The sequence below is a fragment of the Vibrio sp. B181a genome, assembly GCF_030248375.1.
Classification (GTDB): domain Bacteria; phylum Pseudomonadota; class Gammaproteobacteria; order Enterobacterales; family Vibrionaceae; genus Vibrio; species Vibrio campbellii.
In genome coordinates this window covers 21,418-41,638 of record NZ_JAHGAD010000080.1, presented here as the reverse complement: position 1 = coordinate 41,638, position 20,221 = coordinate 21,418, and the positions used below count along the sequence as shown (strand labels likewise).

Genomic DNA, 20,221 nt, shown 5'->3' with positions numbered 1-20,221 from the left:
AAACACCGTCTGGGATACTTTAAAATCGCTAAACATCAAGGGTGTCAGCGCTGGCGCAATCGTAGTGACACCAAACTACTCAACATAATGGCGGACCACATAATGCGCACTAAACTAACTTAAATATAGTGGTGCATTAAATAACGACATGGTCAGAATCACTCAACAGTACAACTAGCTGTTCGGCTTGTTCTTCATCTAATTTTCCAGCACCTGTACTGACTGTGGGTTCAAAGAACTCATCCATAACTACGTTGCCTTCACCAAATTTTTTTCCTTCTTCTAATAAAGATTCAACCTCTTCCTTCATCGTAGGATTTTTCTTTATAAGCTCCCGAGATAAATGTAATGATCCCGCTGTCTCTGAAATCATTTTAAAGTGGTTGTCTGGGTTCTCTGTTTGTGAGTTCTTTTGATAGATTACCCCCTCCACACCTTGAAATTTCTCATAACTTGACTTATTAATTTCCTTTAAGATTTTATTTTCACGGTGTGTCGCCAGTGTACTCGAATGGAACCCTTTTTCACCTCCCCATCGCTTAAAAACCACAGGGCCAGCAGTTAGCATATTACCTTTCGAAACGGTCAATTTTTTCGGCAATGGTTTTAATGGAGGATTATCTACATCGTTCCAAACTCCTCCTTTACGTGCAAGCAGTTCGGTTTTTATGATGTCAGCCCCCGAAGCTAAGTGGCTTCTTTCACCATTTTTTGACGCTTGGAATTGTTTGAAACGATCCGTTTGTTTAAATTGCGAAAACCACTTCTCTTTCGTTAAATCTTTGACTTCAACATGTGGTAACTTACTTTGGGCTAGCTTTAGGTCCTCTGCTCTTGTAGGTATAAGATGTAGTTGAGTTTTATACGATGGGTTTTTATTCGCTACTTTTTCTAAGTTTTCATAATGTTTTTTTAGGTTGCTAATATCCCCCTGCCAAAAATGGTGTATTCTTTGAGGAACCTGTTTTTCATTTTTACGAGAATTTAAACAAACATTTCTTACACTGCGGACACCAAAGGCGACCCTACTTTTAGTCCCTGACGAGGATTGAGTGTTGCCCACATTTGTGTTGAACAATGAGTTTATTCGATTAGGCATAAGTTTGAGTTTCCTATATTTATAGATTAATTTAAAAATAAAACAATCACATATTCAACAATTGCTTAACAGAAGTCTAATTGTGTTATTAATAAGTTTGATGAATTTATGTCTATCATCACTCTTGGCCACGATAACAATATAGTTTTTTTTAACCAATGAAATTTTTTGAATTATTAAGAACGCCAAAGCTGATGTTATTTTAGACAAACACCTCCATGAAAGTTAAGACTGAAACACCTAACTATCTAGCCACCAAAGAGGCACGATATTTCAGAAAATTCCACAAATAACCGTTGGAGTAAGCAAGAGAGCTAGGTCATGCTGTAATGATTAATTACCTAAACAGCACACTAGAAATTTGATAGTCAGACCGATGACAAAAGTTCAACTAACCTTCCCCAATACCTTGACTAAGTCAGAGAATTGCACTAGTCCTATACCACATAAGATCCACCTACTATGGTTCGCGGCTTCACCCGAAGCGATAGAACGCAACAGAATTGTCGAGTGGGCAAATAAAAACCCTACTGCTACGATCTATTTGTGGGTCGACTCTAAACACTTTGTTACTGACCACCAAAGTGAGAATAGGTCCGAGAAGAATGATAGCGCAATGAAGAAACATACGCGTATTGTCAAAAGAACACCGAATCTAATGCACATGCTCATGACATCAGAGTACCAACGAAAGAGAATGGACGCCGATACAACTTTAGCTCACTTTCCGCCCAAAATGGCAGCACAAGGTTACTATCGCTCTGGAGGCGTCATCAGTGATTTAAAACGTTTCAATGAGTTGGCTAACAATTTTAAGTCATTGAGTAATGTACAAGTGAAGGATGTTTCAAGTTGCCAAGATATAAGGATGATAAATTGGGATGTCTATCAATATCAGGTAATGAAAAAAGACTTAGAAGCTGCATTGGTCATTGTGAGAGACGAGATACTGTATTGGTACGGAGGTGTCTACGCAGATGCAACACTGACCTGTAAACAACCGTTAATGTTTGATGAACTAAAGTGTCATAAGAGATGGGCACTGCTCGGGGAGATAGCCAATCAAAGCATTGGTAGGCATGGGAAGGAGAACGGCTCTCTACCAGAGCCAGTTATAGCCTGCCATCCGAGAAACATTATGGTCAAAAAGCGCATTGATAACGTCAGAAGTGAATTCCAACATCTAAAGACAAATCAATTTTTAGGGGCTCGTTATTGGATTCACACAAGCCCCTCACTGAACAGAGTCAGGCCCCCCTTGCCGATCAAAAATTCAGTTATTGGTGCCCTAAAGGAATATATGATGGAACACGGCGTCGAGAACGATCACGCAAAAATTGCCAACACTTTCTCCGCGTATTGTACTTTTCCGCTCGGTTACATCGAATTGATATAGGTTAAATAGGCTGACAGACCGAGGAGTCTGGTTAATTGTTTCAGAAGACACCCTATTTTTCCATGTTTATTCATTTACCACTGGTGATTCCTTGAGATTTTATAGTACACACCAAATGGTCGCTTTTCATGAAACAGGCATCCACAACACGCTCGATGAACATGGGATGAGCTATCAACCTCATTCCTAAACGCCATGTAGGCAGCCCCTCCTGGCTTTCAGGATCAATGAATACCTCGATACCCTGATTAAATAAACGACTTAAAGTCAAGATTTTGATGCGGGAAGGTCGCAGGGCTTTCCCCCTGAGTATGCAATTGAAAAACAAGCTCGCGAAGACATCAACAGTACACAAAAAGGCGTTCGCAAGGAAGTCGTTCCGACCATAGGGAGTCATCCAACCACGCGCCTAAGTCATATTCCCAAAGAAGTTTACCATAGTGTGCGAGAGGCGCTCACCCATCACAATGAGATACCAACAGTTGTTCAACCTGAGCGTCACCAGTTACAACTGCACTTGCAACAAGAACAGCAATTTTATTCTTCACGCAAAGCGCAAAGTAATCAAGTATTTCCCCACTGCCTTAGGCAAGTGAATGACAACCTAATTTCTCATCAACACACTAGTTTTCCTATTCAAAAGGCCGAAGGTTACAAGCAGCTAGCAACAGAGGTTTATCGAGGAGATCGTTCCAATACCTCAGCATTTGCGGAGTCTTCTGCTCAGTGGCTAGATGCGTCCAAAAACGCATCTACACAAAGAGGTAAAATTGATTGCGCGGTAGGTGCGGGCATGAATTTGGGAGGAGCTCTATTCGTAGGTGTACTGGACAACAACGACTACAAAACGGGCAAAGCCTTACATCCTGCCAAAAAGTAATGCCTAACCTGTCTCTTTTATACAAATCCCCAGCTTTTGCTGGGGATTAATTATATGGTTCACATGACACCAAGCTCCTACAGGTAAACTCTGCGCTCAGAATAGAGTGAACCATATACCTCCTTAGATATCGACTAAGGTTCGTACAGTTTCCATACTATCGAAAAGGATCATCTTTGTAGCAATAGCTTAAACCATCCCTAGGAATGAGAGCGCTGCTGGAGTTTGATATGTACAAGCAGTTGCTGGGATAACGCCAATATTTCTTTATGTTCACGGTCCGTTTTTGAAAGTCTAATTGCCGTTTCTGTTGATTCAATAGCATCGTCATATTTGTTTAATGTTAAGTAACATTGTCCTAAACGAAAGCAAGGCGCTGGATTTGTCGCTTCAAAGACCCATGCAAGATTATAGAAATTAATCGCTTCATTCTCATCATGTAATGCATGATAAGTCATTGCTAACGCGAATAAATAAGTTGCATTAAACGGCAACTGCATTACCGAAGCAGTAAAAAAATCTAAAGCAACCTCATAATTCTTCTGAGCAAATGCTAGTACACCTTGCTGATAAGTTAAATTTGCAACATGCGTATCTTCATCCCGCTCTAAATCAGGCGAGGACGCCAAAGCATGTTTAACTTTGGCTAATGCTTCATGTAGGTTCAACATCATAGTGTCGTCGACTCCACTATCTCATTACCAAAATGTGCGTTATCTAGGTGTCCACTCACATTATGTTTTGACTCAGATTTCTGATGCTCAAATTTAGTAAGACATGCTTCTCCTAACAAGCTTGCTCCTTCAACGGTATGCGTCCAATGAGGAGCATATACCGCTGAGTGTTCCATGGCGGAAGCCCCAACAGCAGAATGTCCAGAGCTAGTTCCCGCCAGTGCCGAACTAGCTGTAAAACATATAAGTGAACCTGCAAATAAACCTATACGAAAACCAGAAGAAATTCCATTTGCTACCTTTCTGTGCCTATCACCACCGACTTTATTGATAAGATATCCTAGGCAGTCCTTAGAAAACGGTTCTTTGCGATGTCGAGTCTGATAGGCGCGTAAAGCATCACCTGCTGCGATAAAAGCTGATATACCAGCGATCACAGTCGCTGCGACAAAAGGGGCTGCCCCCCCGGTTGCAACACATGCAGCAGCTCCAGCAATGAATCCGGCGCTCCCGAGTGTACAGCCTATGATACTAGGCAAAACTCCGCCCGGTAAACGATTATATGCCTTCTTAATTGCCTCCCCAACGTTCCCTTTTTTAAGCTTATGCAAAAAGGTGGCACTCACATGAGTTGACTTATCTGGTCGGACACCGCAGTTTTCAACTGCCTCAAAGTCCTTTAAAGCTTGAACAATACTTTGATCAGAGGCCGCTTCATCTTTGGAACGTAATGGGGTAATGTCTTTAGTAGATTCGAAACTACTCACATCTGTGATTTTGTTGTAGTTAGGACTGAAGAAATTCTTGCTTTTGGAAATTTTTTGATCGGCAACTCTTATAGCTTGAGGAGGGGATTGAAGGCTATTTCGCCCAGCTACATTTACTCTTGTAACAAGAGCCCTTATTGATGGCTGAGTTTCGGCCTCTGAACAGCCATCATTAAAATTTAACGTTTTATAACTTAATGGATAAATATCTGCGTTCATGATTGTTCAAATCTCTGGTTGAGCGGCGTTAATAATGAAAGCTAAGTGTAAACATACCTATCTTAGCTGGGCTTACTAGCGACATAACTGATGAAAGTTTCGAAGAGGCCTTTACTTACCCTATCCTTAACTTCATTGAGCAGGTAATACCCTTTGCCTCATTAATCAGGGGCCTTGACAGCCGTTTTTCAAAACCCTGCTTAATTAAAAATGGGGACTGTGGGTATACCAATTATGGGAAAATGTTACCTTCGTTCAGCCATGCTGCGTTTATCACGTGACCACTTATTTTGTGAGCATTGTTCTAAATTAGTGGTTAAATAGTAAATCATCAATTACTGAGGGTCATTAGAATTAAGATGAAAAGAAATGAAACTAACCACCTCGAATTTTATTCGTATAAAATTTAACAAGTAACTTGGAAAAATTAGTATAACGATCAGCTTAGATTCCTACCCATTTAGGTAAACAAATTAGATTTCACTAATTTTAAAAAAATTAAAAACTAACTGAAAACACTCCATATTCATACCCCTTAGTAACAGCATAACTTAAAAGAAAAAACTTTTATTAACATTAAAAGATTAATAATGAAACAATTGGCCTCATGGGCGCCAGACATCAAGTCTTTCAATGCTTTTTGATATCGCTTGTTTTTTATCTATATCCATTAACATGACTAGTTGTTCTTCTTTTTCAACAGTAGATGATCTTAAAGTTCCCTTGTTATTTAATATTTGCCAAGCAGATACTAACGTTCCTGTCCTTCCTGCACCATAACCGCAATATACATAAGTATTCTTCCCTTTCATGGACGCTACCGCTTGTAATAATTGCTCTCTATTTGGGACTGAAAAATCATCTGTTTTTATGTGAATATATTCTATCCCTGACTTTGCCAAAGCACTCCTTTCTGCGTTACTGAGTTCAATCGAATTAAGACTTATAACTTGATTAAAACCTTGCCCCTTCAGAAAATTAATCGCGTCAGCAGACATTTTTTGGGAACTGTCGACTTTATTATAATGAGGAGCAGATCCTCTAGCTAAAACTCCAGGCTCTACTGACACGAAGTTTCTAAAGATCTTCTGTCTATTGAAATTGAAGTCACCCTTAAAACCTTTTACGGCGTTGAGTTTTGGAAGGTCCGCTAAGTTTGGTTGCTTTAACTTTATCGCCTCTTCAATTAATGGAAGATCTTCCATCCATTTTGCAACACGTTTCCCTGTAGACTTAGACAATACCCCAACCTCCGCGACCGAAGTTAAATGAGCAATTTTATGATCAGGACATGTTGAAGGTAAAGTGCGCGGTATAAGCAAGTCAATATTACTTTTTAGAAGAAAGGTAACTTTTTCTCTAGCTTGTTTGCCTTGTATCTTCTTGGCAACATCAAAAGCAGATTTTAGGGCTGCCAGTTTTTCTTGTGGGTCAGATACATTAGCTATTTTTTTAACCATTTTTTTTATGGTTTTTTCAGACACCGTTCTATTATTTAATTTGCATATCACAGCTTCATCTAATGAATGATGAGTCGTAATTCTATTCGAGATACCCATTTAGTATTAATGCCCAACTTAGAGCATCCTCCGTTACAGTGAGTAAATTAAGGTTCAAATTTTTCGCTCATGAATAACAGGATAAAAAGCATATCAATATAGGTCTACAAAGCTTTTTACAGCACATAAGCTTATATTTCTTTCACTCCCGCCAGATTAATAGTTATTAAAGTGTGGTGATACTCTCAGGACACTCGTTCAAGCTTGGCCTAAAAATTATCTACCAAGTGATTGAGAAACAGTTTCTCTTAACTGTTTCAAAAACATTCCCTCACAACTCGTTGTTGCTGTGCATATCGCCAAATTTACTATTCCCGACACAGGGTATTAAATTATAAAAATTGAGTGTCTCCCTTATTTATTTTTACTCTCGAATAGTTTTCTTAATTCATCATTAATGCTATCCATTTCTTTCGTTCTATGTTCGTCGATATATTTCTTTGCAGATACCACATGATTTTTTTTGTTTCCTGATGGCGTTTCTCCAACATCAACTGGTGCCCAAACATTTTTTGTCCACACTTTATTCGGGCCTGACAGAAGACCTAGGGGCGGCGGCGGCGGCGGCGGCGGGATCACACCAGGTTTCAACGACACTTGGAGTGTAGTTGGTGACGGCGCATCAGGTACACTCGTCTTAGGGGGCGATGTTTTCTTATTTCGTGTTTCCTTTTGTTGTTTAATCGACGCCTCTGCAGGAGTCTTTGGACCGTTCTTCAGTTTACGTTCTACAAGTTTTTGTTTTTCCTTAAAGGACAAAGATAAACCTTCAATATTGGCTTCTTTTGACACGACACTTGTTTCGATTAACGGTTGGCTTGAAGAAACCTGACTATTTTCTAGCGATGCGTTAGCCTTACATTTGGTCTCGTTAGTCTGAACCTCTGCGGGCTCATCTGGCGACACTTTGTGATGTACAGTTTTCTCAACGTCAAATCCAAACTGACGTATCAAATTTGACGTTTTAGTAGCCGAATGGCTTATAGGTGATGGCATGGTGTTGCTCTCAACACGCCCAGAGCTCTCAGGTGATAAATGAGCTATTGTGTTTTTCTTGGATAAAACTTTCGAGGGCAAATGTTCTGCAATAGCTGACGCTGATGACCGCTGCAACTGTACAACACCAGAAGACTCTTTCATGCTTTCTTGACGCGGTTTGCTGTTACGCTCTGACGGCACTCGGACTATTTCACTGCTATTGCATTCATTTATTGAAGAGTAGTTTACGTTAGTAGCCACTGACACCTTATTAAGTTTACTGGTGGCCTTTTTTTCAGAACGCAGCCCAATAAAATTTAAGATAGCGTTGACTTTCTGTTTCGCTTTGGTTGACAATCGTATCGTTTTAACGTCAAAACTTAGTTGGGTGCTGGGGCGATGGTCACGAATCGGTTTAGTGTCTATGGGGTGATTAATCCTCAAAATAGGTACCTTTGTTTAATCATTACGATGTGCGTGATCATTATTGGCAAGCCCTCTCTGCCCTACGAATAACTGGGTTAAACCTTACTCGTATCAGCGGAAAGACTCACCAATAAATCTACATTCTCAACTGATGCGCTAACTTATTGAATGTCTCTAGTTTCTCAGACAATCGACGCTCAAGGTGCATCATGTCTGCGCCTAATTCAGCAAAGACAACGACCTTATCTTGCTGAACATTCATAAATAGCTGCTCATCATTTGTCAGTGCTTCCATGAATTTTGAGGCCTTCAGAGGAAGGACCCTGCGGTCTTTCAAGGGCATCTCAATATAGGTCTGTAACGTTTTTTCCTGAAAATACACATAAATATCGTCTCCCCCTTCCAGTTCGATGACGATGGGATCATTGCCTTGAACCCGAGACAGTAACGCAGGCTCTACTCCTAAATTGTCTACCAATGATTTAAAGACGATCTCTCTTAGCTGTTTCAAAAACATTTCCTCTCTACTCCCAAACGCACATTGTTCCAACATTCATAACTGCCGGAACAACATATGAAATTGTTCATAGATGTTGCCGCCCATCTGAGTCAACAACACCATGAATACCACCAGTTTTGATGCCATCGGTAAACCGGGGTCCTGCACACTGAACACCGTTTGCAACATCCCGACCAGCACCCCTGTCACCACAAAACTGAGTGAAAAAATAATGATCGCGCCTTTCACAATATCTAAACAAGCAGCGGTTACATCAAGCACGGTCATGATCGATCTCGCAATACTCTTTCATATCTTCCCCTTCAAATTCAAACAGGTAATACTTGCCTTGATGTAACACGCGATAACTTTTGAGCTTCTGGCCCTGATGAAACAGCAGAGCACTTAATGTAAAATGTGGTATCACTGGAAGATAGCTAGTGGCCTGCTGTACTTCAACTCGCCACGTCTGCATACGTTCCATTAAGGTCACAGTTGGCGGTTTCATTCCTGTAGTGGCTACTGGGCTAGTCTCCTTGGCGACCGCGTCGACATCGATCATCCCCGGCATGAGTGTCTGTATGAAGGCAAGGTTGTAAACCGAGGACGGGTTGTGTCGCTCGCCCGCATCAGCTTGACATCGAAGAGGTTTCGTGGCTTCAAGCTTGCGTGGCGACTGCAGCGAGATGCGCCTCTTCTGCTGATGGCGGCCAAACGTTTGTGCTCTTGCAACTTCTTTGACTAGGCGCTGTCTTTCCACTAGTCGGTTGACCTTATCGTCATCGCGGCATGGCTCCTCGGTCTCGCCATCTGTGGAGTCAGTTATCGCATCTATTTCTGCTTCAAAGTCATCACGTTCGGCGAACGTGTTCAGCGGCAAATTTGCTTGTATAACTTCCATTATGGCTCCTCATCTCTGATCAGCTCACGCAGCTCTCCTAGTGCATCTTTTCGCTTCTCCAGCAGCTTTTTCTTCGCCTCGGTGGTTTCTATTTCCAGCGTTAATGTTTCGACTTTTTGTTGCTTTATCGAAACATCAAAAAAGAACGACTCAATGTGAGACTTACAATCTTCTCGACGTAAGAACAGGCGTTGCAATGCGTCATTTTCATCTCGTAAACCAAGGGTCTTCAGTACGATTTGCTCTTGCTCAATCTTATCCCACAGCGTTTGGATTTGAGCCACTAGCGCTTGTTTTTCTTTTTTGAGTTTGACGAGCTTGCGCTGCTGCTTGCCTATACGAATATCAATAATATCAATGAGCTGACCAAATTCGCCCCATTGCTTCGAGGGTTTCTTCATATTCCACTCCGTCAAATCCCTGCTTCAGAAATTCAATGATGTGGGGATATCGTTCAATCGCCTCATCGGTTTCTAAATCATTGCCCTTTTCGTACTCCCCTACCCGAATCAAGAGCTCAACATTAAAATACCGATATACCATGTCTTTGATGGCTTCTGACATGCGAACATACTCATTGTCCTGGACTTTGTTTTGCAAACGACTTTTGCTTTTCAATACATCAATTGCCGGATAACGGCCTGTTGACGCTATGGTTGTTGAATAAACCAAGTGTCCATCAATCAATGACTTCACTTCATGGGCAATCGGATCATTATCAATTTCCTTTTCAATCAAGACGGTGAAAATACCGGTTACAGAGCCTCGTATGGAGTTACCACAGCTCTCAACTAAACGCGACAAGGCTAAAGACACCCCAATAGGAATACCGCCTTCAATCGGCGTTCCATCGAGCATTGCCTGCGCTCGAGCAAAACGTGTCAATGAGTCAAAGTACAGGACGACTTTTTTCCCTTGCTCCATGAAATGTCGCGCGATCGAGACCGCTACCAGTCCGGAACGAACTTTTTCTAGAGGGTTTGCTTCAGACGTCGAGACAATAGTGATGGATTTTTGGATCACCTCTGGCCCTATTTCCCCTTCAAGAAACTCCACGACTTCACGAGCCCGTTCGCCAATCATTGCAAAGATAACCACATCAGCGTCCATATTGTTGGCCATGATGGACACTGTGGTTGTTTTCCCCGCACCTGCAGGGGCGAATAGTCCTAGGCGCTGGCCTTCACCGATAGTGAACAGGCCATCTATGATCTTCAGTTTTGTTGGGAATACATCCTCTATTGGTGCTCGCATCGCCAATGGGATAGGCTCAACGGCAATTGGTAAGTCCAGATAGTTTCCCGGTTGGTCTAGATAATCTTCACCATAAAGCGTTTGTCCATAACAGTTGATCACTTTGCCGACCAACGCTTGCTCGTTGAGTGGGAAACAAAATCGGTTTGGCGTGATCTCAATTTTGCCGCCCCGTTTTATAGCGCCCGGCTGTAGGAGCTTAATTTCCACTCGACTTCCGACTACCTTGACGACTTCCCCGCGAACACGTTGTCCGTCGACTGTATGTATGAAACATTCTTGACCGACAAAGGTATTGATCGCGGCTTGGCAGGTCACCGTATCTTGGCAAGACTCTTTGACTTTAAAGTAATACTGGAACATCACTCAATCACCTGAAAAGAAATGGATATGTATCGCTTATACTTCCGCTTGGTTTCATGGGTGTTCTTGAACAGCAAGCCCAACAAAGGAATGCTAGATAAAACGGGGACACCCACTTCAGTAGACTGTGTCACTGTATTATCAAACCCGCCTAAAATTACCGTTTGATCGGGTTGAATGTAGACTTCCGACTCTAAGGATTGAGAGCTAACCTTTGGGGGCTCAACCGACTGACTAGATGCGTCATCATCATCATCATCAAGGCTTTCTTCTTTATATTCTACCTTTGCCTGAACTCGGCCAGAAGGAAGTAAACGGCCCGTAACATAGACACCATTGTCCGCTTCGATCTTTTGCGTTTCTACCTGTTTTTCCGAGATCAAGCTGATGGTAGCCGTTTCCTTACGACCGAAATGACCTTGTTGGTTTTCCAACACTAATAAGTTCGTCTCATACACACCACGAGCCATACCGTTGGAGGTTGTCGCTTGGAACCCTTTCAAGAACGTTTTGGTGTCACTGAACGGAAGAGAAAGCACATCGTAGATTCCTTGGGAGCCGTTAAGAAATGCACTGTCAGGACCTAGCGTTTCATCTCTGTCTACCGCAACGTCATACACCTTGAGAGAAAAAAGCAGTTGCTGGCTCTTGATGTCTATGAGGGCTGCAATGCGTTTTGCCAGTTTCACTTCCGCGGGAGTCCCACGGATTAAGAGCGCGTTAATAGAAGGGAGCACCTGAACTTTCGAAGTTTTTTCCTCCTCCTCGAGAGCCTGCTTTTCTCCGTCACTGAGCTTGACCTTATAGGCTTTTTCTAACAGCTGTTGATCGCTAACGTTTTTAAACTGGCCAATGTTCGTGATGGCCGCAGCTATGAGCGACTGCGCACCCGGAAAGTTAACGGCCCCATTAAAGGTTTCAATGCTTCGGTCAACCACTGACAAGTAATCAAAATTGATCCGAGCCAGTTCAAGATTATTTTCATTTTCCAGAAATTGGTTTTTGTCTACCATAGCCGCATAACTGACCGCGTCATTCACAAATTCCCGGGGGCCGGAAAACAGCACTGAGTGCCCCCGTTCGACGCTGGCCATTTTGACTGTCGTACTAGTGACAAATGTGCTTTTTAACTCAACAAGCAAGGCGCTAGGTTGAATATTCTTTGGACGATAAGAATAGTTAATGTACGCTTGGTCATACTGCACGCGCAGTGTACTGCCATAGATGTACCAATCAAAATCATAGACTTGCGACAATTCTAACAGTAACTCTTTGCCTTCCCCCGACAGAGGGCGTGAAATCACCTGCTTTTCGGCCTCGCTTCCTAATTGGTCCACTAGCTTCAGGTTCATGTCTTTCGCGATGGCGGCCAACGCTTGGCCGACATTCATGTCTTGCTGCTTGATAAAAACGTTGGCGTGGACAGGGCCTGCCAGTATGCACAACGCACACAACCATATTTTAAGTTTCATCGAAAATCTCTTCTAATCGTTGCTCGTCTTGTTTCATTTGACGAATGATTTGATTGATGATGGTCGGTTCCAGAATGATTTCTTCTAATTCCTCGTCACTGAGAACCTCATCTGAATTATCTGTTTCATCACCCTCTGAGATGTCTGCAATTTGAGCGACTTCATGTATCATCGCCTCAAAGTCAGAGGTTTCTTCCAACACGCTGCTTGATTGACGAAGGCCTTGCGTTTGTATGTTATTCATACCCTACCTTTTGCATTAACTGTTTAAAAACGTAGAACTGGTCGTTTAAAAACCAGAGGTTTAACAAAATCACCACCAGCACTGCTTTGACATTGGGCGTCACAAACTGGGACAAGGATGCCTTTTTAAAAAACAAGTCGACATACCCGCAACACACAGTGGTCACGATCATGAGTACAATGTATTTACCCGACACAACGACCAACATGCCTAAGCTATCTGTGATAAAAAAAAACAACTGAGCAAAATCAGTTTGCAACGCGATGGAGCTTGGCGCATTCAACAATTGCAGCAGCGGCCAAAATAAAGTCCCGTCATTTAAGGCGTAATACACCATCAACAAACTGCTGATCTTTGCCAAAGATTCAGATTCATCCGTAAAACGTTTGTCTTGCACCGATTGTTCATTCAGTAGCAGCAACTGCTGGATGACACTGCCTACCATGCCCCCTAACAGATAGGGAACCGACATCAATAAGGCAAACATCACCACTGCAACCACCCACCCCAAGTGAAGCTCATTAAACACCAATTGATGGTCCACAAACATCGCGCAGGTGATGGCAATAGCCAAACAACAGGTATTGTCTAAGTAGAGTCGGGTCGGCTCGTACACTTTCAAAAACAGGAACAATCCCGCAAACAACGTCCAGTTGGGAAATAATAGGGCCTCCATGCTAACCCAACGCCCTAAACAACATGGTCCAACTGTCAGAAAAATAAAAAATAGCTAGTTTGATCGGAGTCGAAATAACGGTTGGAGAAAGCATCGTCATCCCTACGCCGCTCAATACCACCGCGATTAAAAAGTCGATGCTGACAAATACCATGTAGAGCTTTAGGCCCATTTCAAAACCTTGATACAGATCCAAAATCAAATTACCGAGAAAGTACTTAAACGTATCGGCACTGCTGTCAAAGTTGAGGGGTAGCTCTATCATATCCGTCAACGTCTCTGTGTTGTGTTTTGCCCGCTCTAGCAACTCAGGAAAGTACTCAAATATGTGAGAGACCAAGTAGTACATGGTAATATTTTGAGGCTGGTCTTTGTTTTGTATTTCCTGAATGTCCAAGGGGAAAGCTTGCTCCTCTTGTTGTTTAGAGAAATAAGGTTTAATTCTCTCTAAGCCCGGAGTAATGTCAGGCCAAATGCTGTTCAAAGCCATCAATGCGGCCAGCAAATTCACAACCATGGAAGGCGGTATTTGTTGTGTCCCCACCGCGTTTTTGATGATGTTCAGAACAATGTTGTATTTCACAAACCCTGAAAAACAAATAAACAATACGGTCGACACCAAAACTAAAGCCAATAAAACAATTAAATTGGCCCCAGAAAAGGCATTGTCTGGATTCAAGATATCTATCATGGTCACACCGAATGGGTCGCAGGGCACTAGCCCTGCGACAGTTAAATGTTGCGAGCCACAGCCGTATAGAGTCTTTACCCCTTTTAGAGTGGACGTCCCCGTTTGCGCTGCAATACTTTGGTCGGCCATCAACTGTTGAAGCTCCAACGATTGAGATGCTGACATTTCCAGTACACCATCTGCATTGGTATTGTCCGCAATGAACTTCTCAACATCTTCATCAGCCGTGGAATAAAGCCTTCAAAAGAATCGGCGACATCCGCCGTAGTTAGCCCTCCGATATATAAAGGACCAACATCGATATCAATACCTTACATAATTATCACCTTTGTAATTAAAACTAGATGTTACGAGCCGCAGCCGCAATGGAGTCTTTCACCCCTTTAAGGGTTGACGTTCCCGCTTGCGCCGCGATGCTTTGGTTGGCCATCAGTTTTTGAAGCTCCAACGATTCAGGTGCTGTTATTTCCAGTTGACCATCTTTAGTATGCTTCGCAAGGAAGTCGTTAATATCTCCATCAGCCTTGGAAATAAAGCCTTCAAAAGAATTTGCAACATCGTCTATGCTGAGATGATTATCGATTGGTTCTGGGCCTACGTGTATCATGATATTTCTCCTTAGTGTGTATATCAGATAATCAAATGAACAATTACAGCTCTACGTGCTGTGTTCTGCGTCAAACACAATTCAACCCCATCCCACCAACAAGATAAAGTGAACAAATGTGATAAATTCCGACTTTGCCAAATTTTCACAACTTTTCACGTGACGGTTCTTTCCGGTGAAGGCTAGCTTACATTAGGAATTTCTCTGGCAGACACGCCTAGTCATTCGCCCAAGCATTTGTCTGCTTTTTCAACATGCCATACAAGCTCGACCATCTATTGAGCGCCCCCACACGTTAAGGGAAAGCCTTCCAAGCCTTTTACCGTGCACGCGGCCACCTTGGAAGGCATTGTGATTTGACCGATGCCTTCGATGGTATCTGCTTATGAAGGAGTATAAGGTTGGAGAATAAAGGCGGTTCTCGTCTATTACGATAGTCCGCATCAAAGTCTGACCCACAATGAGAAAATAAAGGAAGTACGTCGAGGAAACTCAACCGGATTGGATAGCGATGAATTCCTTTCATCGCTCAGACTGGCTTAGATGCTGGCAAATAAATCAGCCATTGTAATGGCCCCCGCAATGCGACGTGATGAAAACATTAACTTCACTGACGCCGCTGTACTATTTGAGCAATAAAAGGATCACCCCCGTCATGAGAGAGGCTAAGAGTGACGAAGCAAAAAGGGTCATAAAATGTCGTCGAGTGACCGCGGAGTAATGTGCTGTGGGTAACGTAGGCTCAAGAGCGTTACTGTACTGACAGGACACCCGCTTCGTGCGCTCAAGTGATGCTTTCTCATTGTTTATCTGTTTAATGTTAAACGCTGGCGTCTTTTCTCCAGAGGCTTCAAACACGCTGCCACTTTCACAGATCAGCATGTAGCCTTCTTTAGGGATAGTTTTGATCTCACACGATAAAGACTCTAATCGAGCCAAAGATTTCCTCAGGTTAGAGATGGCTTTAGTGAGAGATGTTTCACTGACTAACACTTTACCCCACACCTTTCGGTGCATGTGTTCTTTACTTATCACCTCGTTGGTGTGCATGCAGAGCAATTTCAGGATTTCAGCTTCACGTCCTCCAAGCGTAAGCGTCTGCGCAGGTGAGGCCACTTCCCGTTTAAGCACGTCAAAAACTATCTGGTTTCCTAGTACATAATTTCTAACCATAAATTTCACTTCTTACCGTCATTACATTGTCGATGTGCAGTCATGTGTTTGAACCCAGCGTCCCATATTGCCTTTGATGAGAGATGAGAGCGTCTGTTTTCACGACAAAACCACTGCGTGATGTGTCTGCAACCAGATCACGATATGATGCTGTTCATATTGCATGATTTGTCATAAAAAGAGATGAGAAAATTATGAGAAAGATTATGAAACCTCCTTCTAAAAGAATGTAAAACCCTCAAAAAACAAAAAGAGGCAGCGCCTAAGCCCTACCTCTCTATCGATTATCCATGGACTAGCGGGTTAATTTCTTCTATCAACACACCATAACCTTCATCGACTTTGATCAGGGTCCCTGTGGCGATAAGTTCGTTCCCACTTTTCAGCATGACCGAAGACTGAACAAAATCTGTCAACGGCTTCACCTGGCCCTTGTGCAACTGATTTAGTTGTTCGAGTGTTAACGAGGTGTGACCGATCACCACATCGATAGCAATTTTCATGATTTACCCCTGTGTAATGGCGACAATCGCTCTACGAACATCCCGAATTTCCTCTTGGGCCGAAGATATTTCGGTCATAACATTCTTAAATTCTTGCTGCTTGGTGTCCAAATCCACTTGGATGGTGTCGCAGTATGCCGTCATGGTTGCGTTCATTTCTTGAAGCTCTCCATAACTCACCGACATATTTTTGGTGTTCTCTAAGTTACTTCCCGTAATGACCGAAATCCCTCGAGAATCACCCAAATCATTTTTAATATAACTGTCTATTTGTTCTAGGTAATCATCACCAAGAAGTGGTGTTTTATCACTGCTGTTGGGGTCAGTATTTGGCAGAGTTTCCTGCATTACCAGTCCCCATAGTCGATTGATTTCAGCAACCGCATTAGACATCACCTCAATCTCTTGTGCCATCGCATCCGCATGGGAAGTTTGCGTTTCAATATACTGAGATAAAATCTGGTCAATCAGATCTAAAGGATCGACAGCCCCCGGGGTGAATAGAGACACCGATTGTGAACCACTGTTACTACTCTGGTTAGCGTCCACCATTTTCTGCACAGACGGCTGATCTAAGATCATGGTTTCCAGTGTTGCATAGGACGCTTTCTTAGAGAAGATCGACTCTAAATCAGAAAAGTTTACGATCTGCGACATTGACATATTTGTTCTCCTATTGTTTTGGGATGTCATAAATTCGGGTTTTAGAACCATCTTTAAAAATCACCTTTTCACGCGTGATGGCCTGTATGACACCGAGCTCAGGAACGAAGCTTCCTTCCCAATACCGATTACTTGCATCATAGATGTAACGTACTGACTGAGTAGAAAAGAAAATTGCGTATGGGAAGGAATTAGAATCAATACGCTCGTGACTATCGTTACAGGCCGTCAGGTGTTTGGTGATACTATCTAGCCCATGCGCCTTGAGTACTCTCGCAGCTAACTCGGGGTCTGACACGCACCAAGTTTGTCCTTTTTTAACAAAACTCACTCCAGATTTCCCCAATAGCGACATGACTTGGTTGTCAACTTCCCCGGTGTGCACACGAATTTGATCGCGCCCTTTTTTGGTTGTGATAGAACTGGAGAGAGGCTGACCAGTTTCAGAGGACACCACTTCCACAGACAACTGTGACGTTGGTAAGTACGTCGATGGTTCAATTACAGTCATATTCGCACTCAAGTATTCAGGCAAGCCGTCAAGTGCCGCTGGATCGAACACGTATAGATGATCACCTTTGATGTAGCCAGACTCGATCTGTGTCCAATACTTCGCAATTAACGCAGTCTGATGAGACTGCCACCACATGATCCCCCCAGAGGTTAGGAAGGCATTAAGCACCAGAGCCATCACGATAAGAGGTTGGTATTGCTTGAGGCGATATCGACGCAGTCTTGGCGCGCGCAGCCCTTGGGGGTATAAAAAGAAAACGAGCCCTTGATGTTGATAAACACTGTTTGCTACGAGCTCCTTACGTTTTCCTTTGCGATGAAAGCCTTGTGCATACAGTTGCTCTCCTTCGACCTCAAGGGTCAACGATGTGTCTTTTGACCAATACTCCGGAAGCGCCAACACATCCGGCTGATCAGACTCAGTGGCCCCAGTCAAACACAACGAACGCTCTAAAGGGATCGTCACACCATTGAGGTGCCCTGTGAGAAATTCGATCAACCACATAATCTTTGCAGTTCTTCTTTGAGTTGATGCACGACACTGATTGTTTGGCTCAGCACATCGAGTACTTGTTGTGGATGAGTCGGCATGGGCGTATGGCGAACATAGAATCGCTCGTTGTCCGTTAGCATCGCAATGTACCCGTCCAACGTCAGCCCAAAGTGACCATTCATTTTTAGGGCGTGCTGTTCGTCGATAGCAGAGTCTAATTTGACTAGTACAATGATCTGCCCTGTCAGTCCAATCACGGCACCGTTTTCAATTCGACATGACCATTCACCATAAGTGCAAACTAATGAATCTCTGTCTCGAACGGGTAAGGTCTCCCCATTCACCAGTTGGGCCACTTCACTAATTAATAACGAAAATTGCTGATTCTTCATTGTGTGTCTAACTTCATTTCAATCATAAAACGCCGCTGAGCGATACGCTCTTCGGCACTGGGTAATCCGTTCTCTACACTGCCGCGCAACGAAATAGGGATTTGATGCACGCCTTCTTCCCTTAAAAAATCTTTTACGATCTGAGCACGCGCCCTCGCTAAAAACTGGTTATGCGCATAGTCCCCTGACGAGTCCGCGACACCGTAGATACGAATGTGTTTCACAGGCCATTGCCGGGCTCGCTCGACGACGTTAAGCAAGGTGACTTTGCCTTGTTCGGTCAATTCAGATTCGTTCACTGGAAACAAACTGGTGAAGGTGAATCGATACAACCCGCTGTCAAGTGACGTCTCACTCACCCCATCAACACTTAACCACGGCTCCTTGTCAAAACGTCGATAATGGTTAGGCGACACCAAATTGGAAAATGCCGCATAGTCCCCTTCACAGCTGTAGACTTCCAGCACCCCGTAGGTGTTCAGGTTCGCCAGATAGAATCGATTGTCCTTTCCGGGCTGGCCAACTTCCACACACGCCTTTTGGTGAGGTGCACCCTCCGTAAAGCTTGGGGGACGACGCACCCAGAGCCGAAGATTATCGACATCACCCACTGTGGCATACATCATGTTGTAGACGTCCGCTTCCCACTCAAAGTCTAATATCGAATGCGTATCTAGAATGACTGGCGTGCTGCAGGCACAAAGATTCATTATCATCAGGCTGGCTATCGTCGCTCTCAATTTACTTACCACGCTTTTTATCCTTTCTTAACGTTGAGATGATCACCGCGACATCTCGATAAAACTCTTTCGGTATATGGGCCTCGCCTATTTTCATCGTCTTATACAAGGCTCTGGCCAGCGGTTTGTTCTCGATCACAGGCACATTCAAGGCAGCCAATCGCTGACGTTCTTCTTTGGCGAAACTGTTGGTGCGAATGGTCAAGACCACTGGCGCTTTATCAATACCAGGCTCATAGCAAATAGGGACTAAGATGTGCGTCGGATTGGCGATCGCAAACGTGGGTTTACGCCCTATCGTCATTGGGCTCTCCATTACTTCGCGCATCCGCCGCCTGCGTTCAGACTTGATCTCCGGAGCGCCTTCAGTTTCTTTCATCTCATTTTTCATTTCGGTAAATGTCATGCGGTTTTTTTTATGAAAATGGAAACGTTCGACCAAATAGTCAACGCTACCTACACACAAGCCAAACACAACAAACACAGCAGAACACAATCCAATAAACATCATCAGGTGATAGATAAAATAGCTCTGATTGTTCATTTCCCACAGTGATGTCAAATCTCCCCCAATCACGTCAAAGATGTATTTCAACAAAAAAAGCAGAAATAGCAGCTCCAGCACTTTACGCAACGCCCGAGACATGGCTTCAAGGCCAAATATATTTTTAAACCCATTAACCGGGTTGATTTTCTCTATTTTGAAGCCGAGTGCTTCGGTGTTCACCACGGTTTTATTGAGGACCACCCAATTCAATAGGGTAACCACCAGCTTCAAGCCAACTAGCCCAGCAATCGCCCACCAAAGCTGCGCCATCATTGACGACAAGCCAATACTCACATCGGCATAAAGCATCATTTCAATCCATTGATTGATGTGCTCAAACGCCAGATAAAGGGCGGCAATAAAAACCAGCGTAAACACCACCAATTCCAGCGTAGGTTGCGCCAGCTCCGTTTTCGGGAACTGGCCTTTTTTCTTTAAGTCTCGGAGCTTTTTAGCCGTCGGAGGGTACTTTTTGGGTTCTGAGGATTCCAT

The 20,221-nt window shown here is 43.3% G+C and carries 24 protein-coding genes; 2 read left to right on the top strand and 22 right to left on the bottom strand.

The window, feature by feature from the left end; all coding sequences use genetic code 11:
- Positions 1-136: 136 nt before the first annotated feature.
- Positions 137-1,099: a hypothetical protein gene (locus KIO97_RS23700; RefSeq protein ID WP_285384111.1), complete on the bottom strand. Its 963-nt coding sequence runs from the start codon at positions 1,097-1,099 to the stop codon at positions 137-139.
- 616 nt (positions 1,100-1,715) lie between these two features.
- On the opposite strand from KIO97_RS23700, the gene KIO97_RS23695 reads away from it, so the two are divergent.
- A complete protein-coding gene (locus KIO97_RS23695) occupies positions 1,716-2,495 on the top strand; it encodes a hypothetical protein (RefSeq protein ID WP_285384110.1) in 780 nt (259 codons plus the stop codon).
- 442 nt (positions 2,496-2,937) lie between these two features.
- Complete coding sequence (locus tag KIO97_RS23690; RefSeq protein ID WP_285384109.1) at positions 2,938-3,375, top strand: hypothetical protein; 438 nt, start codon at positions 2,938-2,940, stop codon at positions 3,373-3,375.
- A 200-nt stretch (positions 3,376-3,575) separates the two neighbouring features.
- On the opposite strand, the gene KIO97_RS23685 is transcribed toward KIO97_RS23690, so the two are convergent.
- From KIO97_RS23685 to KIO97_RS23585, 21 genes are all read right to left on the bottom strand, one after another.
- The gene (locus KIO97_RS23685) at positions 3,576-4,049 is read right to left on the bottom strand and encodes a tetratricopeptide repeat protein (RefSeq protein ID WP_285384108.1); all 474 of its coding nucleotides are present in this window, start codon (positions 4,047-4,049) and stop codon (positions 3,576-3,578) included.
- On the bottom strand, positions 4,046-5,035 hold the full coding sequence (locus tag KIO97_RS23680; protein WP_285384107.1) for a hypothetical protein: 990 nt from the start codon (positions 5,033-5,035) through the stop codon (positions 4,046-4,048). Before KIO97_RS23680 ends, KIO97_RS23685 begins: the two co-directional genes overlap by 4 nt.
- Positions 5,036-5,640: 605 nt before the next feature.
- A complete protein-coding gene (locus tag KIO97_RS23675) occupies positions 5,641-6,519 on the bottom strand; it encodes a hypothetical protein (RefSeq protein WP_285384106.1) in 879 nt (292 codons plus the stop codon).
- A gap of 429 nt (positions 6,520-6,948) precedes the next feature.
- Positions 6,949-8,016, bottom strand: coding sequence for a hypothetical protein (locus tag KIO97_RS23670; protein WP_285384105.1), 1,068 nt, complete (start codon positions 8,014-8,016; stop codon positions 6,949-6,951).
- Between the two features lie 118 nt (positions 8,017-8,134).
- Positions 8,135-8,515, bottom strand: a complete 381-nt coding sequence (locus tag KIO97_RS23665) for a hypothetical protein (RefSeq protein WP_285384104.1) — start codon at positions 8,513-8,515, stop codon at positions 8,135-8,137.
- 36 nt (positions 8,516-8,551) lie between these two features.
- Positions 8,552-8,785 (bottom strand): flagellar biosynthetic protein FliQ, encoded by a 234-nt coding sequence (locus KIO97_RS23660; RefSeq protein ID WP_285384103.1) that lies wholly within the window; start codon positions 8,783-8,785, stop codon positions 8,552-8,554.
- Positions 8,772-9,398, bottom strand: a complete 627-nt coding sequence (locus KIO97_RS23655; protein ID WP_285384102.1) for a hypothetical protein — start codon at positions 9,396-9,398, stop codon at positions 8,772-8,774. The genes KIO97_RS23660 and KIO97_RS23655 overlap by 14 nt, the downstream gene beginning before the upstream one ends.
- The gene (locus KIO97_RS23650; RefSeq protein WP_285384101.1) at positions 9,398-9,799 is read right to left on the bottom strand and encodes a hypothetical protein; all 402 of its coding nucleotides are present in this window, start codon (positions 9,797-9,799) and stop codon (positions 9,398-9,400) included. The genes KIO97_RS23655 and KIO97_RS23650 overlap by 1 nt, the downstream gene beginning before the upstream one ends.
- Entirely contained in the window at positions 9,753-11,015 is a 1,263-nt protein-coding gene (vscN2, locus tag KIO97_RS23645) for a type III secretion system ATPase VscN2 (protein WP_285384100.1), read from the bottom strand. The genes KIO97_RS23650 and vscN2 overlap by 47 nt, the downstream gene beginning before the upstream one ends.
- The gene (locus KIO97_RS23640) at positions 11,015-12,487 is read right to left on the bottom strand and encodes a secretin N-terminal domain-containing protein (RefSeq protein WP_285384099.1); all 1,473 of its coding nucleotides are present in this window, start codon (positions 12,485-12,487) and stop codon (positions 11,015-11,017) included. The genes vscN2 and KIO97_RS23640 overlap by 1 nt, the downstream gene beginning before the upstream one ends.
- Entirely contained in the window at positions 12,477-12,731 is a 255-nt protein-coding gene (locus KIO97_RS23635) for a hypothetical protein (protein WP_285384098.1), read from the bottom strand. The genes KIO97_RS23640 and KIO97_RS23635 overlap by 11 nt, the downstream gene beginning before the upstream one ends.
- Positions 12,724-13,407, bottom strand: a complete 684-nt coding sequence (locus KIO97_RS23630; protein ID WP_285384097.1) for a type III secretion system apparatus protein VscT2 — start codon at positions 13,405-13,407, stop codon at positions 12,724-12,726. The genes KIO97_RS23635 and KIO97_RS23630 overlap by 8 nt, the downstream gene beginning before the upstream one ends.
- Position 13,408: 1 nt before the next feature.
- Positions 13,409-14,098: a flagellar type III secretion system pore protein FliP gene (locus tag KIO97_RS23625; protein ID WP_306417233.1), complete on the bottom strand. Its 690-nt coding sequence runs from the start codon at positions 14,096-14,098 to the stop codon at positions 13,409-13,411.
- Positions 14,099-14,438: 340 nt separating this feature from the next.
- On the bottom strand, positions 14,439-14,705 hold the full coding sequence (locus KIO97_RS23620; protein WP_285384095.1) for a hypothetical protein: 267 nt from the start codon (positions 14,703-14,705) through the stop codon (positions 14,439-14,441).
- Positions 14,706-15,329: 624 nt separating this feature from the next.
- Positions 15,330-15,878: a winged helix-turn-helix domain-containing protein gene (locus KIO97_RS23615; protein WP_285384094.1), complete on the bottom strand. Its 549-nt coding sequence runs from the start codon at positions 15,876-15,878 to the stop codon at positions 15,330-15,332.
- 284 nt (positions 15,879-16,162) lie between these two features.
- Positions 16,163-16,381: a FliM/FliN family flagellar motor C-terminal domain-containing protein gene (locus KIO97_RS23610; RefSeq protein WP_045373078.1), complete on the bottom strand. Its 219-nt coding sequence runs from the start codon at positions 16,379-16,381 to the stop codon at positions 16,163-16,165.
- A gap of 3 nt (positions 16,382-16,384) precedes the next feature.
- A complete protein-coding gene (locus KIO97_RS23605; RefSeq protein WP_373417337.1) occupies positions 16,385-17,044 on the bottom strand; it encodes a hypothetical protein in 660 nt (219 codons plus the stop codon).
- A 10-nt stretch (positions 17,045-17,054) separates the two neighbouring features.
- A complete protein-coding gene (locus KIO97_RS23600; RefSeq protein WP_285384093.1) occupies positions 17,055-18,056 on the bottom strand; it encodes a hypothetical protein in 1,002 nt (333 codons plus the stop codon).
- Positions 18,053-18,442 carry a hypothetical protein gene (locus KIO97_RS23595; protein ID WP_285384092.1) on the bottom strand — a complete coding sequence of 130 codons (390 nt, stop codon included), beginning with the start codon at positions 18,440-18,442 and terminating at the stop codon, positions 18,053-18,055. The genes KIO97_RS23600 and KIO97_RS23595 overlap by 4 nt, the downstream gene beginning before the upstream one ends.
- A complete protein-coding gene (locus KIO97_RS23590; protein WP_285384091.1) occupies positions 18,439-19,194 on the bottom strand; it encodes an OmpA family protein in 756 nt (251 codons plus the stop codon). Before KIO97_RS23590 ends, KIO97_RS23595 begins: the two co-directional genes overlap by 4 nt.
- On the bottom strand, positions 19,184-20,221 hold the full coding sequence (locus KIO97_RS23585; protein WP_285384090.1) for a flagellar biosynthesis protein FlhB: 1,038 nt from the start codon (positions 20,219-20,221) through the stop codon (positions 19,184-19,186). Before KIO97_RS23585 ends, KIO97_RS23590 begins: the two co-directional genes overlap by 11 nt.

Excerpts from the sequence above, each read along its gene's own strand:
- KIO97_RS23605 (WP_373417337.1), bottom strand. The coding sequence starts at position 17,044 with ATGTCAATGTCGCAGATCGTAAACTTTTCTGATTTAGAGTCGATCTTC.
- KIO97_RS23640 (WP_285384099.1), bottom strand. The coding sequence starts at position 12,487 with ATGAAACTTAAAATATGGTTGTGTGCGTTGTGCATACTGGCAGGCCCT.
- KIO97_RS23630 (WP_285384097.1), bottom strand. The coding sequence starts at position 13,407 with ATGGAGGCCCTATTATTTCCCAACTGGACGTTGTTTGCGGGATTGTTC.
- KIO97_RS23680 (WP_285384107.1), bottom strand. The coding sequence starts at position 5,035 with ATGAACGCAGATATTTATCCATTAAGTTATAAAACGTTAAATTTTAAT.
- KIO97_RS23625 (WP_306417233.1), bottom strand. The coding sequence starts at position 14,098 with ATGATAGATATCTTGAATCCAGACAATGCCTTTTCTGGGGCCAATTTA.
- KIO97_RS23650 (WP_285384101.1), bottom strand. The coding sequence starts at position 9,799 with ATGAAGAAACCCTCGAAGCAATGGGGCGAATTTGGTCAGCTCATTGAT.
- KIO97_RS23665 (WP_285384104.1), bottom strand. The coding sequence starts at position 8,515 with ATGTTTTTGAAACAGCTAAGAGAGATCGTCTTTAAATCATTGGTAGAC.
- KIO97_RS23700 (WP_285384111.1), bottom strand. The coding sequence starts at position 1,099 with ATGCCTAATCGAATAAACTCATTGTTCAACACAAATGTGGGCAACACT.
- KIO97_RS23610 (WP_045373078.1), bottom strand. The coding sequence starts at position 16,381 with ATGAAAATTGCTATCGATGTGGTGATCGGTCACACCTCGTTAACACTC.
- KIO97_RS23620 (WP_285384095.1), bottom strand. The coding sequence starts at position 14,705 with ATGATACACGTAGGCCCAGAACCAATCGATAATCATCTCAGCATAGAC.
- KIO97_RS23595 (WP_285384092.1), bottom strand. The coding sequence starts at position 18,442 with ATGAAGAATCAGCAATTTTCGTTATTAATTAGTGAAGTGGCCCAACTG.
- KIO97_RS23615 (WP_285384094.1), bottom strand. The coding sequence starts at position 15,878 with ATGGTTAGAAATTATGTACTAGGAAACCAGATAGTTTTTGACGTGCTT.
- KIO97_RS23685 (WP_285384108.1), bottom strand. The coding sequence starts at position 4,049 with ATGATGTTGAACCTACATGAAGCATTAGCCAAAGTTAAACATGCTTTG.
- vscN2 (WP_285384100.1), bottom strand. The coding sequence starts at position 11,015 with ATGTTCCAGTATTACTTTAAAGTCAAAGAGTCTTGCCAAGATACGGTG.
- KIO97_RS23585 (WP_285384090.1), bottom strand. The coding sequence starts at position 20,221 with ATGGAATCCTCAGAACCCAAAAAGTACCCTCCGACGGCTAAAAAGCTC.
- KIO97_RS23660 (WP_285384103.1), bottom strand. The coding sequence starts at position 8,785 with ATGACCGTGCTTGATGTAACCGCTGCTTGTTTAGATATTGTGAAAGGC.
- KIO97_RS23635 (WP_285384098.1), bottom strand. The coding sequence starts at position 12,731 with ATGAATAACATACAAACGCAAGGCCTTCGTCAATCAAGCAGCGTGTTG.
- KIO97_RS23695 (WP_285384110.1), top strand. The coding sequence starts at position 1,716 with ATGAAGAAACATACGCGTATTGTCAAAAGAACACCGAATCTAATGCAC.
- KIO97_RS23655 (WP_285384102.1), bottom strand. The coding sequence starts at position 9,398 with ATGGAAGTTATACAAGCAAATTTGCCGCTGAACACGTTCGCCGAACGT.